Raw genomic sequence first — 16,689 nt, 5'->3', positions numbered from 1 at the left:
GGTTTCTACCTTTTATTTTATATTTCTTGGGTAAGATAAATGAATGAGTTGAGCAATTAAATAGAACTTTTGAATTGATTGGGATAATATGGGATTGTAGCTTAAATAAAAAGTATGTGAGAGGACGTTGACTATGTCTAATTTATTCAAACCATTCAAATACAAAGGATTAGAATTAAAAAATCGTGTTGTAATGCCACCTATGTGTCAATATTCTGTCCATTTAAAAGATGGGATTCCAACAGATTGGCATTTCGTTCACTATACTAGTCGTGCAATCGGAGGTACGGGTTTAATCATTATCGAAATGACAAATGTTGAAGATCGAGGGCGCATTTCAGATTATTGCCTAGGAATTTGGAGTGATGATCATATACCAGCATTTAAGCGCATTATCGATGAATGTCATAAATATGGTGCAAAAGTTGCGATTCAAATTGCTCATGCAGGACGTAAAGCAGAAGATGCTCCAATTCCAGTGTCCTCTTCACCAAAACCTTTTAACGAGAAATCAAAAACTCCACATGAGTTAACAACTCTAGAAGTGAAAGAAATGGTTGAAAAGTTCAAAAAAGGTGTAGAGCGCGCGGTTCTTGCAGGGGTTGATACGATTGAGCTTCACGGAGCACATGGATATCTTATCCATCAATTTGCATCTGCATATACGAATCAAAGAACAGATGAATATGGTCAAGATAAATTTTTATTTGGAAAAGAAGTCATTAAAGCAGCTAAAAGTGTAATGCCAGCTGACATGCCACTTATTATGCGAATTTCTGCGTTAGAATACGTGGATGGAGGCTATGGACTAGATTATTCTGTCGAAATGGCTAAGGCATTCCGTGATGCAGGTGTCGATCTATTCCACGTTTCATCTGGTGGTGAAGGGCCAATCGGTTCAGGAGGTAGACCTGGATCTCATCCTGGATATCAAGTCAAATTGGCTGAACAGATTAAAAAAGAAGTAGAAATCCCTGTAATTGCAGTAGGTAAATTAGATGATGCAAATCTTGCAGAATCTATACTTGGAAATGAAGAAGCGGATTTAATCGCTGTTGGTCGTGGGATGTTAAGCAATCCTTATTGGGCAAATGAAGCTTCTATCCTTCTTGAAGGGAAACCTTTGACTCCAAAACCTTATGAAAGAGCATATTAAGAATAAAATATGAAAAGTACGCTGATTGACCAGCGTACTTTTTGATTTAATGAAGCTATAAAACTTGGTTAGTTTTTAGATATTTAGACAAAGTTCTAAATTTAGATCATTAAAAAACTTATTTTGAATTTACTTCATCAAAAAATGGTTTGTTAGCAAAATAATACATAACTGCCATCATAAATTCTCCACCAATTAGATTTCCAATCGTAACAGGAATTAGATTTCGAATCATACCTGAAAAAGAAATAGTGGAAGGATGATCAATTACAAGTGCTATTGCAAAGGAGCACATATTGGCAATACTATGCTCATAACCGGACATAAAAAAACAAAAAACAAATAACATCATCGCAGTAATTTTTGTTAGATTTTCAGTTTCACCAAAAGACATTGGGATGAAAAAGGCAAGACACACGAGCCAATTACACAAGATGCCCCTTGCGAATAAATGAAAAATTGAATTATCTATTTTATGTTCGACAACTGATAATAGAAATGCACTTGAGTCAGGAGCATCAAAAAGTCCAGTAGTATAAATGATAAAAGCAAAAAGACAAGCCCCCAAAACATTTCCTACATAACTATATATCAATAATTCTAAAACTTTAGGCCACTTCATTTTATCTCTCAATGCAGCATATGTGTAATAAAATGTATTCCCGGTGAAGAGATCTCCACCACCATACCAAATTAACACAATTGCTGAACCAAATGTTAATGCTGCGATTGGGTAAGCAACAGGAGAATTAACTAAGAAAAAGCCGTTTCCTGTCTTGAAAGCTACCATTACACCGAATCCTATAAACATACTTGCAAGCATACTTCTTAATACGTAGCGGAGATGGCTTTGTTCAAATATTTTTAATTTCTTTAAAGCCAATTTTTCAACTTCTAAAAGTGGTTTAGTTTCCATGGTATCACCCCTTTTTAATTTGTCCATTAATGTTTAAGAAATAACATTTTTATAAAATTTTATGGTAAAATTTAATTATTAAAAATTTTCATAATTAAATATTCCCTTTATAACAAGAGTAGATGGATTACTAACAGTAGATATAGAATAGTTTATTGGAGGGGTTTTTTTGAAAGAAATTATCGTACGCCCATATATATTTGAGGATGCAGAGGCTAAGTTACAATTACATGTAGAAAATAAAGAACATTTTGAAAAATGGTCTCCTACGTTAAGGAAAGAGGACTTTTACACTGTTGAAGGACAAATGAATAGTATAAAAGAGTATATGGAAAAAAGTGCAGAAGATAGTAGATATGATTTTGCGATCTTTGTTAAAGAAGACGATAATTTAACTTTAATAGGAGAAGTACAGTTCATTTTTGTTACACGAGGACCTAAACAAAGTTGTATGGTTGGTTACCAAATTGGAGAAAAATTTAATGGCCATGGATATATGACGAAAGCTTTGAAAATTGCTTTAAAAATTGCATTTGATGATTTGAAATTCCATCGAGTGACTTCAGAAGTTAATCCTGAAAATTTAGGGTCTTTACGCGTCCTTGAGAAAGTTGGATTTGTGAAGGAAGGATACTATCGAAAAAACTTAAAGATTAGAGATCAGTGGTATGATCATGTTTGTTTGGCAATTTTAGAAGAAGAATTTGCAGAGAAGGTTGTGCAAAATTAATTTGTTAAATTAATATTTTGTTTAATTTAAGATAGACAGTTTACTGTTTATCTTTTTTTTGAAAAATAATTCTATAATAAAGATCAATTTTACTCTGGTTTGAAAATAATTTAGAAGCATTTATGACATAATTTTTACTTTGTCATAAATTTTTTCAATAAAAATAAAGGGAAATTGGCAAATTTTATCTAATTAATTAAGAAAGAGAGTTTTTATTCTCTTTTCTTTTAAAAAATCGATTTAGTAGATCGATTTAATTGTAAGATGCTCAAAGTAAAAACTATAGTGAAAAAAAAAGGAGTGGTAGGGATGAATTTCTACATTATATCGGAAGAGAAAGAAAACCAAAACATTCATTATTACTGTATCGCTGCAGGTAGCCATCGCTACGACTTTGCTGTTATCTTTTCGGAAAAGTTTCTAGGGAAAGCAATGGTTGTCTCTATTCAAAGTGGAAGAATGGTATTACTTTGCAGAGAAGATATTGACCATCCAGAACACTGGGACCAAAAGCTGGGAATTGCAGCTGAAGACATTAAAGAAATTGAATCGTTTTTTCATTCCATCTTGGACCAAAAAATTTTTAGTGATCAATATTAAAAAGCGAGAGTCTCCATTTTTAGGAGACTCTTTTTAATTTGTATTTAAGCTAATTTCCTAAATATATCTTGTAAACGAAATTACACCAACACAACTATCATTCTATTACGGCAATACATATACACAAACCGTTTCAGTAGGGACTTATAATTTAGAAGGATACGGTAAAGTTAAAATTGATGTAAATTCAACAACCTATATTGAGTTTAATAAATAAGTAGAAGGTAATTTACTGTGGGTTAAAATTAAGTGGGTTCTTATTTTTACCCCGGATTTTCTTATTTCCACAATTAAGGTAAAAAATGTTAAGGAAAATTTTCCTATTTATATATAAAAATAATTAATTATATGTTAGTTTTATTTTAAATAACTTACAATTAATAAGAGTTTGTTACAATTATATCTCTTATTCTATTAATAGTGAGTAAAAACGCTTGCTACGTTAATTAATTAACAGGTAATTAGACCTTGAAAATTCCCAAAAACATCAATTATCAAATTCAAAAGTTCTATTTTTCAATAAACAAAAAGGTATTATTAAGTGATTACTAGAAAATAATTCCAAGAGAAAGGAGGGGGTTGATCGTTTTGATTTGGAACTGATGTAACTACATATAAAATTAAATCCATCATTTAATCGAATGGATTAATGTTTAATAGTTACAGATGTGTGTATAGTTTATTTTCTTTGAATCTATTAAATAAAGGGGCTCAACAATGAAGAAAAAAAATTATTTAGCTTTACCTGTATCAACAATTCTTTTATTTTCAAGTATTTATTCTGGAACAGTTCAAGCTGCTTCAGTAACAGGAGCTAATAGTACAGTTACTAATCAGGTAAACTCTGGTAAAAACCTTAGAAAAAGCCAAATGAAAGAAGTACCAAAAGCAAGTGGTAAGGTACTCCCTAAGAAGGCAGAATCTAAAATTGAAACAAAATTAAGAGATAAATTAAAAAAATCGTCAGTAAATAAACATAATGTACAACCAGGTGAATTAATTGTTAAATATAAAAAGAAAGTGACTTCAAGTGAAATCACTTCACTTCAGAAAAAGTATTCTTTAAAGTCTTCAAAGAAATTAAAGAATTTAAACGCTGAAGTAGTAAATATTCCAACTGGTGAAAGCACTAGTGATTACATAACTAAACTAAAAAAGGATCCAAACGTTGAATCTGTACAACCGAACTACAAATATTATGCTTCTGACTTTAAAGATACGGTTAACTATTATGAAGAAGGTAAATTATGGGGACTGGATAATCACGAACAGACGATTAATGGCAGCAAAGGAATAAAGGATATTGATGTAAACGCACCTGAAAGCTGGAAACAATATGGTTCTAAGTTACCGGAAGTATTAGTAGGTGTAATTGATACGGGCGTGGATATTAACCACCCAGATTTAAAAGGAAAAATTTGGACAAACACAAAGGAAATTCCTGGTAATGGTATTGATGATGACCATAACGGTTATGTTGATGATGTAAATGGCTGGGATTTTTATCACGACGATAATTCTGTTTATGATGCACTTGATGGTGATGAGCATGGTACACATGTTTCAGGTACAATTGCTGCAGAATTAACAAAAGATAATAAAGGGATCGTTGGTGTAGCTCCAAACGTAAAAATAGTACCATTAAAGTTCATTGGTCCTGATGGTGGAACAACGGCAGATGCTATTGATGCGATCGAATATGCTAAGAATATGGGAGTTAAAATCACAAATAACAGCTGGGGTGGCGGAGAATACGATCCATTACTTGAAGAAGCAATTGAAAATTCCAATAGCTTATTTGTAGCTGCTGCAGGTAATGATGGAATGGATAATGATGAAGAGGGAGCTTATCCTGCAAGCTATGAAAGTTCTAATATCTTATCTGTAGCTGCTGTTGATAACAAAGGTAACTTAGCACCTTTCTCAAATTATGGTGCGGAATCTGTTGATGTTGCTGCTCCTGGAGTTGACATTTTAAGCTCAGTTCCTAAATACCCAATCGATGAAATTATAGCAAAATTGAATATTAAAGGTGGAGCTGGAGCATCGGCACAAATTTCTGGAGATAATTACAAGGCAATATTTGATGGAATAGGCTACGAAAAAATAGGGTCCGAAGAAACTACAGACTCAGAAAGACAAGCTGCTTTTGACAAAGCTTTAAGTTATTTAGATATAACGGATAAAAAGAAAATTTTACTTGTTCAAGATGATGAACATGATCTTGCTCAATTATTCAATGAACCAGAACTTTCAAAGATATTTAAAGACTATTCACCAATATATAATGAACTGTTGCCTAACGTGGATAAGGTAACAATAAGTTCTGAATCCTCTCTTTCAGATTACAAGAGCAGTACCGAGTTATCCTCCTACGAAGCTGTAGTTTGGTATACTGGTAACGGGCTTGGAATAATATCTGATGAAGGTACAACTTTAACTAAATCTGATACAGACATGTTAAAAAATTATCTTTCAAATGGTGGTAAATTATTATTATCAGGTGTTAACGCCTTATCAGGACAAGAAAAATCACCATTTGTTAAGGATACTTTAGGTTTAAATGTATACCCAGATATGGGTCCAAGTTTGAATGTAAAAGGATTATCTGGTGGAATCTATAAAAATACTAATTTAAATGTAAATAGGTATGATTTTCCATACTATTTCGCTGATTTTCTTCAATCTAATAATTCAAAGGCAGTCATAAATTCAGAATATGTTTCTGATTATTCACAAGCATATGATTATTATAGTGGAACATCTATGGCAACTCCACATACTACGGGTGCTGCTGCTATTTTATTAGGTTTAAATCCGAACATGTCACCAGAGATGCTTAAACTATATACTAGTGCAAAAGGAAAGAAGCTAGAAAACCTAAAAGGACTTGTAGGTACTGGAAATATTATTAGAGCATCGGATCTTGATAAATTTGATGACAATGATACACCAGGTGTTCAATTAGATAAATTTGTTAAAGATGGCAGATTAGAAGAAAAAACACCTAATAACGCTGGTGATAAAGACGATGTTTATGCATTGTCATTAAAAGAAGGACAAGGAATCACATTCTCATTAAATGGTGAAGCAGGAACCGATTTTGATTTGTATGTTTACAATGAATCCACAACTAGCGTAAATAATAAAAATGGAATGGTTGCATACTCAGAGAACGTCAATTCATCGAATGAAAAGATAAACTTTATAGCTCCTAGAACTGGAATTTATTTTCTAAATGTCCACGATTACAAAGGTACAGGAAACTATAAACTTTACACTGGTAATTTCGATGGATCGTATGAAGATGATTCTAGCTTTGTGACTTTAGATGGAGATTGGATGCCAAAAATGAATCCACAATTCTCAGAAGAAATGGCAGGGGTACTTAATTCTAAAGGAGAAGTTAGGTTTTCTTTTGTCGGGTCTAGCATTGAATGGCAAGGTTTTAAAGATCCTTCCCAAGGAATTGCCGATGTATATATAGACGGCAATAAGTTTGCATCAAAATCGCTTTATGATAGCACCTTCAAATCGAAGCAAAGTTTATTGAAGTATGAATTTAATACTTTTGGCAATCACTCTATAAGAATAGTGTGGACTGGAAAAAGTGATCCAGCGGCAAGAAAATCAGCTACTGGGATCAATTTGGATAAATTTGTTGTAAAAGAAAATCCTATTACATTGAAAACATCTTTTGACACTAAAATGAAATATCCTGTTATTTCATGGACAGCTAAGAGCTGGGCTGACTCATATAATATTTACCGCAAAGAGTCTACGGAAAAAAACTATACAAAAATAAATAACACCAAGACAGCACCTTATATGGATAAGACTGCAAAACCAGGCAGAAAATACGACTATGTCGTAACTATTAATACAAATAATAAAGAAACACCTTTTTCATCACCAATTTCGTACGTTTACGATGATGATATTAATGGAAGACAATATATAACAGGTACTGCAAAAGGAAGTCTTAATACTGCCGCAAACGACTTTAAAGATGTTTGGGCTAAAAACTTAGTCGCGGGCAAAACATATGAAATTACGTTAACAGGCCCTACTAATGCAAACTTTGATCTTTCATTATACAACATTGGAACATCAACTATTTATGGTACGAAAGAATTGAAAAAGTCTGCTAGTAGCACGTCTACTGAAAAAATTGTCTTTAAACCAACAAAAACTGGAATGTACTATATCGTTCCTTCTGCTATAACAGGCTCTGGCCAATATAGTATAAATATTTCAGTGCAAACAACGAAATCAGTAGAAAACAATGATTCTAATGTAAAATACTCTGGAACTTGGAGTAAGTTAAATTATAAGAGCGCTTCTGGCGGCTCTATTAATCAAACAAAAGGATCTACTGGATCGCTTCAATACAATTTTAGTGGTACAGGTATTACTGTATTCGCTTTAAAAGATAAGAATATGGGTAAAGCTGATATTTATATTGATGGTAAAAAAATAAAGCAAATTGACCTTTACTCTTCTAGCCGTAAATATAAAGTAAATGTTTTTAATCTACAAAATCTAGCAAATAAAGCTCACACAATTAAAATCGTTGCTACTGGTACAAAATCTAAAGCTGCAACAAACAAGTTAATAAATGTAGATTCATTTAAATTAACTCAGTTTTCTTTAGTTAAATAATAATCTTTAGCAAAACAAAAATCCTGATTGCTCTTTTGAGTATATCGGGATTTTTTTTGAACTTAGATTTGTTTAATTATCATTACTAAGGGAAAAAGGCAACAAATATTGTGAAATATTTTGAATAATATAGACGTTTTATCTATTAATTTGGTAAAATTAAACAAAAATAAGTTGGTCATTTCGTTGGCCAACCTATTTATTATGTAATAATTAGTGATTGAAAAGTGGAGGATCTAGTATTTATGGTGAGGAAACCAAGAGTGTTTATTGGTTCTTCAGCTGAAGCTATTCAGTATGTTGAAGCCGTATTTGAAGGACTAAAAAGAGATACGGAAGTCACAATGTGGATGAATGCTTTTGAAGAACTAGAGTACACAATGGATGATTTAGAAAAGCAACTAGATACAAATGACTTTGCAGTATTCATATTTACTCCAGACGATATTATGGAAATTCGAAATGAGAAATATTTAGCAACAAGAGATAATACAATGTTTGAAATGGGACTTTTTTGGGGGCGTTTAAAAAGAGGACGGGTTTTTTACATTATGCCAAACGATACTAAAGGCATAGTACATAAAAACTCTATAGAACCGCTAAACTATCATTTGCTTTCGGATTTAACCGGTCTTAATTCATTAAAATATGATATACGTGATGATAAGGATATAGTTCAAGAAGTGGCTGGAGCTTGTATTAAAATAAAGAGAAAGATTAGAGAAAAAGGCATATTTCCTGATCTTCAAAATAAAATTGATGATTTAATCGTACAAAAAAAAGAAAGTGAAGTTGTTGCTAAATTTAGTACACTTCTAACATTAGAACTTTTAAAATCAGACCGAAATAAAGTTGCGATCTTCTTATCAGATAATTTGAAAAGGGCGCATAGTGTACCCGAAGGTTATGAAATTGCTGATGTAGGTGTATGGAAAGTAGAAGGGTCTGACGGTTTAAAACATGTTGCTGGTAAAAAATCCAGAATCGATTTTTATCATTTTGATGTCAATGAAGATATTGTTGATGATCGAATCTTTGTGATCGATAGTTATCTAAATAGCGAAATTATTTTTATTAAAAAAAGTGAATTTTACAATACATACTTAATATGCTATCCTATTGAAAATAGTATGGTACTAACTGTCACTTTTTCAAGTGAAGAGTATGAAGCAATCGATCTAACTGAAGATGAAAAAGACTTCCTATTAGGAAGAAATAAAAGATTAATGAAAACAATAAACGAACTTTTTGGAGGTGTTTCTGTATGACTAGGTATATAAACTTAAATGATGCTAAAAAGGAATCCAAAAAAGATTTCTATCCAAAAGTTGAAAAAGGTATTGGCCAAAAAGGACTTGCTGATTTTAATGGTAAAACTGAAAGAGCAATTGTTGTTCTTCGTCGTAAAGCAGAATACGGAACTCCAGATCAAATGAATGCATATTAAAGCAAAAGGGTGACTAAAATTAGTTACCCTTTTTTTTTGTTTTTATATGATCTTTATTACTATTTTTTTAAAACTGATTTGTAGTGACAAGGCAAATGATGAAATAAAGTGACTCATAAGGCCTTTATAAGTAAGTAAAAAGGCAAAAAATTTAAAAGTAGTAACTCATAAGAGCTTCATGAGTAAGTAAAAAGACAAAAATATGAAATAAAGTGACTCATAAGGCCTTCATGAGTAAGTAAAAAAGACATTGGAAATCTCCAAAACTCTTGTACATTAAAAATCTACTCATTACTCATTAGTTTTCTTAACTTAGATTCTGTATTTGTATCTTCAACAGGAGTATAAACACTACATCTTAAATCAATGTTTCCTTGAACTTGTAAGGATGTTAAGTTAAAAAGCATTTTTCCAGCTTTTGCGTGCCGAAACTCAATTAATACATCTGGCGCCGAACTTACTTCGCTCTCATTCCAGAGTTCATGAAATTCTGGGAAATTTTGTTCCATTTCATTAATAAAGGAAGTGTACCATTGATCCCCTACATATTGTCCGTAATAAGTGCGGAAAATTGCTAAAAAGCCTTTCACAAAATGCTCCCAATTCACTGCTAAACTTTTAAATTCTTTTCTGTAGAAGAGCAATTGAATAAGATTTCGTTCCTCTTTTGGAATTTGTTCGAAGTCTAAAAATACGTGAGCAGCTGCTGGATTCCAACCAACAATATGGCACCTTCGATCTGAAATAATGATCGGACAGTTCCGAAGCTCATTTAATATTTTAGTCAAAGCTGGACTAATGGCTGTATCTTCTTCATTTGAAAATGAGCGTTTTTCAGCTTCAGGTAATGCAAGTGCATATAAATAATTTCGTTCATCTTTATTTAATTGTAATGCATCAGAAATGGCGTCTAATACGGAATTAGATACTGTTATATCTCTTCCTTGTTCTAGCCATGTATACCATGTGGTACTTACTCCTGCTAACCCGGCAACCTCTTCTCTACGAAGACCAGGGGTTCTTCTGCGAGTTCCAACTGGTAATCCTACCATTTGCGGATTTAATTTTGAACGCTGAGTTTTTAGAAATTCTGACAGTGCTTCAAGTCGTGTTTCTCGATTCATTTCATAACTCCTTTCTGAACGTAGTATAAATTATACTAGGATAAACTACAACTTGTAATAGGATAAATACACGTTAAAATAAAGAAAAAACGATTGGAGAACTTATGATGAGAAGAATTGTTATTACAGGTATGGGTGTTATCTCTCCTCTAGGAAATGATGTAGATACAGTTTGGAATAACTTAATTAACAGAAAATCAGGTATCACTACGATTGATACGATTGATGTATCAAATATTAAAACGAAAGTAGCAGGTATTGTCCGTGACTTTGATGCTGAAGAAAGATGGGGAAGAAAGGAAGCAAGAAAATTAGATCGTTTTTGTCAATTTGCCTTAGCAGCCGCTGAACAAGCTTTGGAAAGTTCACAATTACAATTAGAAAAAATGGACCTTGAACGTTTAGGAGTATATGTAGGATCCGGAATTGGTGGGATTAATACCTTTATCGAAAATGTAAATTTATTAAATGAGAGAGGACCAGGGAGAGTTAGTCCAAGTTTAGTACCGATGATGATATCAAACGCGGCAGCAGCTCAAATAAGTATAAGATTAGGTGCACTTGGTCCATCTTTATCACCAGTAACTGCATGTTCTATAGGAAATTCATCAATTGGAGAAGCATTCAATACAATTCGTAACGGAGAAGCAGATGTTATTTTTGCGGGTGGTACAGAAGCTGCTATAACTCAATTATCTTTAGCTAGTTTTGGAAACGCTAAGGCATTATCAACTAATACAGAACTTGCTTCATCAAGTCGACCTTTTGATGCCAATAGAGATGGATTTGTAATGAGTGAAGGTGCGGGGGTTTTAGTGTTAGAATCATTGGAACACGCAGTAAATAGAAATGCTCCAATCTTATGTGAGGTAATTGGTTATGGAGCAAGTTCAGATGCATATCATATGGTTGCAACTCACCCAGAAGGTCGAGGAGCGTTTTTAGCGATGAGAAATGCTTTAAATAGAGCGGAAATAGCATTACAAGATGTGGATGTCATTAGTGCACATGCAACAAGTACCCCACTCGGTGATCATTCTGAAACGCTGGCAATAAAAAAACTGTTTGGCGAACATGCTTATAATATTCCAGTTACAGCAAATAAATCAATGCTAGGACATATGCTTGGCGCAGCAGGAGGAGTAGAGGCAATAGCTTTAGTAAAAAGTATTCAAGAAGGGATTATTCCTCCTACAATCAACTTAACCCAGCCAGATCCTGTTTGTGATTTAGACTATGTATCAAAAGGGCCAAGGAAAAAAGAATTAAACATTGGTATTTCAAACTCATTCGGCTTCGGTGGTCATAATTCTGCCATTGTATTGAAAAAGTACGTTTAAGTTAAATTGTAGTTTCTATTTATCAACAGTCTAAAAGCCTCTTTTAATTAAGAGGCTTTATATTATTGTAAAACTCCAACACTAAATTTTTGCTTTTTTAATTGACCATAATTCTATGCCTACTTCATATAATGCTGCTCATTAAGATTCTTCATTTTACTGTTTTTTAATAAATTCAAAAATAGATAGTTTAAATAAAAGAAAAAAACAACAAAAAGCCCAACTAGAAGTAGGAGCAATAAATACACTAGGTTATAGTGAAGTCCGAAAGTTGTTGTTTCTTTACCTAGATTGTAAAAATATTCTAATGGTGTTCCTTTTTCAGGAGCGATTGTATAAAAGTAATTAGATGTAAAAGGCTCCATCCATTTCATAAACAAATTATTTACAAAGATTGATAAAATGTACAATACAATGATGAGCGTCATTGTTTTTCGCAAAATTTTCAAATTAATTACAACCATATTATTGAAGAACGCCCACAAAACAATTCCTACGATTAGCATATGCCCCCAAAGATACGCCATTCCTTGCCATGTAAGGAGAGTATGATAGTTTGAAAGACCGTTAGCAAATATAATGCTTACTAAAGCAGCGGGAAAGTTGAAACAAAATGCAATTGAAAATAGCAATTCACTTTCAAATAAAAAAGCAAAAAATAAAATAAAATTAGCGAAATGACAAATTTGTAATGGGATTTCTTCAGGTGAGATCTGATTCATTTTGTGATAAATTTCTATATTCCGACCAACTAAAAGAGCGATCCCAATAAAAGAGAACCCCATCCCAATCAAACGTAACGTCTGATGGTTACAGAGCCTAAATAGAAAATAAAACAAAGTGACAAATAGAAATGGACTTGCCATAAATAAAAAATGGAATGGACTCCACATTTGAAAGGTCATTGAACTATACTATCCTTCATGTAGTAAAATACACTTGTTTTCAACGCGATTTACCCCCATTACTTTTAATTGTAATTCGTCCGGCAAAAAACGTATCATTAAGCGATCAAACTAAAAACATCAAGTAATCAACACCTATTAATGATTTATTCAAAAAAATTTTAGAAAGAACCTAGAATGATCACTCTAAACTTGTACAAAAATAGTTATTTATAGAAAAGGGGAGTACAAAGTAATTTCCTTAATATGTATCAGTTCATTGTATTAAGAAATGAAATAAGAAAACTAAAAATAGGTAAACTTGAGTTCATTTCATAAAATAAATAATTTTATATAGTTCAAATTAGATTAATCATATTGACAATCAAGTTTATACGTATTATCATTATCTCAGATTCAAGATATTTTAATTCGAAACAAATTTCAGGAGGTGCACATAAATAATAAAGACAAAGAGGTTTATTATAAGTAATTACTGTTCTTAAAGTCAATTGTGTAATACATGTGACATTAACAGTTTAAGGGATTTTATTGAATATAGGATGAGTCTACTCAAAAATTTTTTGATTCATTTATTCTGATGAGCTAAAGATAGTGCAACTTAAAAAAGTAAGTAATAATGTGTTTAAGCTATCATTTTTTTTAATATAATATCTCGAATTAGAGATATAGATAGGAGGATTTTAATATGATAAATATTGGTTTATTAATTATTCGTTTAGTAATCGGTTTACTTTTTGTGGGTCATGGTGCTCAAAAATTATTTGGTTGGTTCGGTGGTCATGGTTTAAAAGGTACAGGAGGATGGTTTGAATCAATTGGCATGAAACCGGGGGTAGTTGTTGCACTTTTCGCAGGTTTAGCAGAATTAATTGGGGGATTATTGTTGGCTTTAGGGTTATTAACGCCACTTGCAGGAATCATGATTGCTGGAACAATGGTGATGGCAATTATTAAAGTTCATGGGCCAAATGGTTTATGGGTAACAGATAACGGATATGAATACAACTTAACATTGCTATCAGTTGCGATTGGTATAGCTTTAATCGGTCCTGGTAAATATGCTTTAGATGCATTTTTATTCTAATTTAACTCAGTAGCAACATTGATTTTACAAAAAAATTCAAATTAATTTATATGTGTTATTTAAAAATGAATCTAGATTATACAAAAGAGTAATAATAGGTGGTGTAGTAAATGGGGTTTTTATCCAAATTATTTAGTAAGGAGACAGAAAAGATGACAAATGTGAAATTAGCTGTGATTTATTATAGTATGGGTGGAACTAATTATCAGCTTTCAAAATGGGCTGAAGATGGAGCGAAAGAACTTGGAGCAGAAGTAAAGGTGCTTAAAGTACCAGAACTTGCCCCACAATCAGTGATCGAAGGTAATCCGGTTTGGAAAGGACACTTAGAAGCTACAAAGGAAGTTCCGGAAGTTACATTAGCAGATTTAGAATGGGCAGATGCAATTATTTTTAGTGTACCTACACGATTTGGTGGTATGCCAGCACAAATGAAACAGTTTTTAGACACAACTGGTGGTCTATGGTTTAATGGAAAACTTGTAAATAAAGTGGTTAGTGCAATGACTTCTGCTCAAAATCCTCATGGAGGCCAAGAAGCAACAATTCTATCGATTTATACAACTATGTATCATTGGGGTGCAATTGTAGCTACTCCTGGATATACAGATCCAGTAACATTTGGAGCAGGTGGAAATCCATATGGAACTAGTGTTACTGTTGGTCAAGATGGAAAAATGATTGAGAATGTAGAAGCCGCTGTAAAACATCAGGCAAAACGTACAGTTACAATAGCTGAAATGGTAAAAAAAGCAAATCAATAAATATGAGTAAGCTAATCGAGATTTTTTCGATTAGCTTTTACTTATATTTTGAAATACATAATTTATATAGTTAATTATAGTTTTAAATTCACTAAAATTTAAAAGCTAAATTTTAAAATTGAAGTCACTATACATCTTAATACTTTCGAATAATAGTAAAAATCATTCGATTCTTACATAACATTACTGTAACCATTGTCAAAATGATTACTTGGAATCCATCTTTTTACATATGATTTACTGATTATAAACTAGGAGGTAAAAAATTGGATTATCGAATTGAAAAAGATTCAATTGGTGAAATAAAAGTACCCGTAAATAAACTATGGGGAGCTCAAACGCAGCGAAGTTTTGAGAATTTTAAAATTGGTACTGAAAAAATGCCTATTCAATTAATTTATGCTTTAGCTCTAATTAAAAAGAGTGCAGCAATTACAAATAAAAAACTAGGAAAATTGGATAGTGAAAAAGCAGATGCAATCATTGGTGCCGCAGATGACATATTAAAAGGTAAGCTTGACAATCATTTTCCACTTGTTGTTTGGCAAACGGGAAGTGGTACACAAACAAATATGAATGTTAATGAAGTGATCGCTCACCGTGGGAACGAGCTTTTAGCAGAAAAAGGAAACAATAAAAATATTCATCCAAATGATGATGTTAATCTGTCTCAAAGTTCGAATGATACCTTCCCTACAGCAATGCATATTTCAAGTGCACTTGCAGTAAATGAACAGTTGCTTCCTGCATTAAAAAACTTACAAATTACATTTAATGAAAAGATGAATAAATTTAAACAGATTATTAAAATAGGCCGAACACATTTGCAAGATGCAACACCAATAACTCTAGGTCAAGAAATAAGTGGTTGGTATCGTATGCTTGAAAAAAGTGAAAAAATGATCGTAGATAGTTTGAAATTTATTGCAGAGTTAGCTATTGGTGGGACTGCTGTTGGTACAGGAATCAATGCTCATCCGGATTTTGGAAAGATGATGGCTGAGGAAATTAGTTCGCTAACTGGAATTCATTTTATTTCTGCTGAAAATAAATTCCAAGCATTAACTAGTCATGATGAAATCGTTTATACTCATGGTGCTTTAAAAGCATTGGCGGCAGATTTAATGAAAATTGCGAATGATGTCCGCTGGATGGCAAGCGGTCCTAGAAGTGGTATAGGTGAAATAACTATTCCATCAAACGAACCTGGAAGTTCAATTATGCCAGGAAAAGTAAATCCAACCCAATCTGAAGCGCTAACAATGGTTGTAACTCAAATTATGGGAAATGATGTGACAATAAGCTTTGCTGCTAGTCAAGGAAACTTTGAATTGAATGTGTTCAAACCAGTCATTATTTATAATTTTCTACAGTCAGTTAAATTACTTTCAGACGTAATCAGTTCATTTGACGATCATTGTGCAAAAGGCATAGAAGCAAATATAGAAGTGATTGAACAAAATCTAAATCGATCACTTATGCTCGTAACTGCATTAAATCCTCATATTGGTTATGAAAAAGCAGCAACAATAGCGAAGTTAGCATATAACGAAAATTTGACACTTAAAGAAGCTGCATTAAAAACCGGTTATTTATCGGAAGAAGAATTCGATCGAATGATAAAACCAGAAAATATGATTTAGTCAGAGATTGATCATTATATAGAATCAAAAAACCTGATGCCCACTAAAGAGGCAACAGGTTTTTTATCATTCCTCACATTCTTTATGTGGGAACAGATAAAAGAAGTAAATTAATATTAAAAAAATTATCACAAATTCACATTAAGTTCACATCAATAGATTATAATCACTTTATCCTTAAATATTAATTAAACAGAAAGAAGGCGGATTAATTGAAGCCCATTAAAACAATTTCAGCAGATGAGATGCAAAAATTTGAAGATAAACTTAAAAAACACAATTGGATTTTAATGTTAATAACAGTAATCACGATCC

At 32.3% G+C, this 16,689-nt stretch carries 13 protein-coding genes; 10 read left to right on the top strand and 3 right to left on the bottom strand.

Annotated features, from left to right (window positions below; all coding sequences use genetic code 11):
* Positions 1-133 precede the first annotated feature (133 nt).
* Positions 134-1,156 carry an NADH:flavin oxidoreductase/NADH oxidase gene (locus AB1282_RS18480; protein WP_056465740.1) on the top strand — a complete coding sequence of 341 codons (1,023 nt, stop codon included), beginning with the start codon at positions 134-136 and terminating at the stop codon, positions 1,154-1,156.
* 118 nt (positions 1,157-1,274) lie between these two features.
* Here the strand turns inward: AB1282_RS18480 and AB1282_RS18475 are convergent, their stop codons facing one another.
* Positions 1,275-2,072 carry a formate/nitrite transporter family protein gene (locus tag AB1282_RS18475; RefSeq protein WP_429899755.1) on the bottom strand — a complete coding sequence of 266 codons (798 nt, stop codon included), beginning with the start codon at positions 2,070-2,072 and terminating at the stop codon, positions 1,275-1,277.
* Positions 2,073-2,241: 169 nt separating this feature from the next.
* Here AB1282_RS18475 and AB1282_RS18470 point away from each other — a divergent pair, with 169 nt between their 5' ends.
* The 5 genes from AB1282_RS18470 (at position 2,242) to AB1282_RS18450 (ending at position 9,511) form a co-directional block, all read left to right on the top strand.
* The gene (locus tag AB1282_RS18470) at positions 2,242-2,802 is read left to right on the top strand and encodes a GNAT family N-acetyltransferase (protein ID WP_056465736.1); all 561 of its coding nucleotides are present in this window, start codon (positions 2,242-2,244) and stop codon (positions 2,800-2,802) included.
* A gap of 309 nt (positions 2,803-3,111) precedes the next feature.
* Positions 3,112-3,402 (top strand): SAV0927 family protein, encoded by a 291-nt coding sequence (locus AB1282_RS18465; RefSeq protein ID WP_056465735.1) that lies wholly within the window; start codon positions 3,112-3,114, stop codon positions 3,400-3,402.
* A gap of 717 nt (positions 3,403-4,119) precedes the next feature.
* Positions 4,120-8,064 carry a S8 family serine peptidase gene (locus AB1282_RS18460; protein ID WP_429899754.1) on the top strand — a complete coding sequence of 1,315 codons (3,945 nt, stop codon included), beginning with the start codon at positions 4,120-4,122 and terminating at the stop codon, positions 8,062-8,064.
* Positions 8,065-8,309: 245 nt separating this feature from the next.
* Positions 8,310-9,332: a TIR domain-containing protein gene (locus AB1282_RS18455; RefSeq protein ID WP_390312152.1), complete on the top strand. Its 1,023-nt coding sequence runs from the start codon at positions 8,310-8,312 to the stop codon at positions 9,330-9,332.
* Positions 9,329-9,511: a hypothetical protein gene (locus AB1282_RS18450; RefSeq protein ID WP_056465726.1), complete on the top strand. Its 183-nt coding sequence runs from the start codon at positions 9,329-9,331 to the stop codon at positions 9,509-9,511. The genes AB1282_RS18455 and AB1282_RS18450 overlap by 4 nt, the downstream gene beginning before the upstream one ends.
* A 284-nt stretch (positions 9,512-9,795) precedes the next feature.
* On the opposite strand, the gene AB1282_RS18445 is transcribed toward AB1282_RS18450, so the two are convergent.
* Complete coding sequence (locus AB1282_RS18445; protein WP_429899752.1) at positions 9,796-10,635, bottom strand: helix-turn-helix transcriptional regulator; 840 nt, start codon at positions 10,633-10,635, stop codon at positions 9,796-9,798.
* 107 nt (positions 10,636-10,742) lie between these two features.
* Between AB1282_RS18445 and fabF the strand changes: the two genes are divergently transcribed.
* Entirely contained in the window at positions 10,743-11,975 is a 1,233-nt protein-coding gene (gene fabF, locus AB1282_RS18440) for a beta-ketoacyl-ACP synthase II (RefSeq protein ID WP_429899750.1), read from the top strand.
* Between the two features lie 119 nt (positions 11,976-12,094).
* Here the strand turns inward: fabF and AB1282_RS18435 are convergent, their stop codons facing one another.
* Entirely contained in the window at positions 12,095-12,880 is a 786-nt protein-coding gene (locus AB1282_RS18435) for a hypothetical protein (RefSeq protein ID WP_429899748.1), read from the bottom strand.
* Between the two features lie 688 nt (positions 12,881-13,568).
* On the opposite strand from AB1282_RS18435, the gene AB1282_RS18430 reads away from it, so the two are divergent.
* The 3 genes from AB1282_RS18430 (at position 13,569) to fumC (ending at position 16,374) form a co-directional block, all read left to right on the top strand.
* Positions 13,569-13,967 (top strand): DoxX family protein, encoded by a 399-nt coding sequence (locus AB1282_RS18430; protein WP_429899746.1) that lies wholly within the window; start codon positions 13,569-13,571, stop codon positions 13,965-13,967.
* A gap of 152 nt (positions 13,968-14,119) precedes the next feature.
* Positions 14,120-14,731: an NAD(P)H:quinone oxidoreductase gene (gene wrbA / locus AB1282_RS18425; protein WP_429899744.1), complete on the top strand. Its 612-nt coding sequence runs from the start codon at positions 14,120-14,122 to the stop codon at positions 14,729-14,731.
* A gap of 266 nt (positions 14,732-14,997) precedes the next feature.
* On the top strand, positions 14,998-16,374 hold the full coding sequence (gene fumC, locus AB1282_RS18420; RefSeq protein ID WP_429899742.1) for a class II fumarate hydratase: 1,377 nt from the start codon (positions 14,998-15,000) through the stop codon (positions 16,372-16,374).
* Positions 16,375-16,689 lie beyond the last annotated feature (315 nt).

It is taken from the genome of Gottfriedia sp. S16(2024), assembly GCF_050473765.1.
GTDB lineage: Bacteria > Bacillota > Bacilli > Bacillales > Bacillaceae_G > Gottfriedia.
The sequence above is the reverse complement of the archived record's forward strand: the minus strand, read 5'-3'. Positions and strand labels throughout refer to the sequence as shown.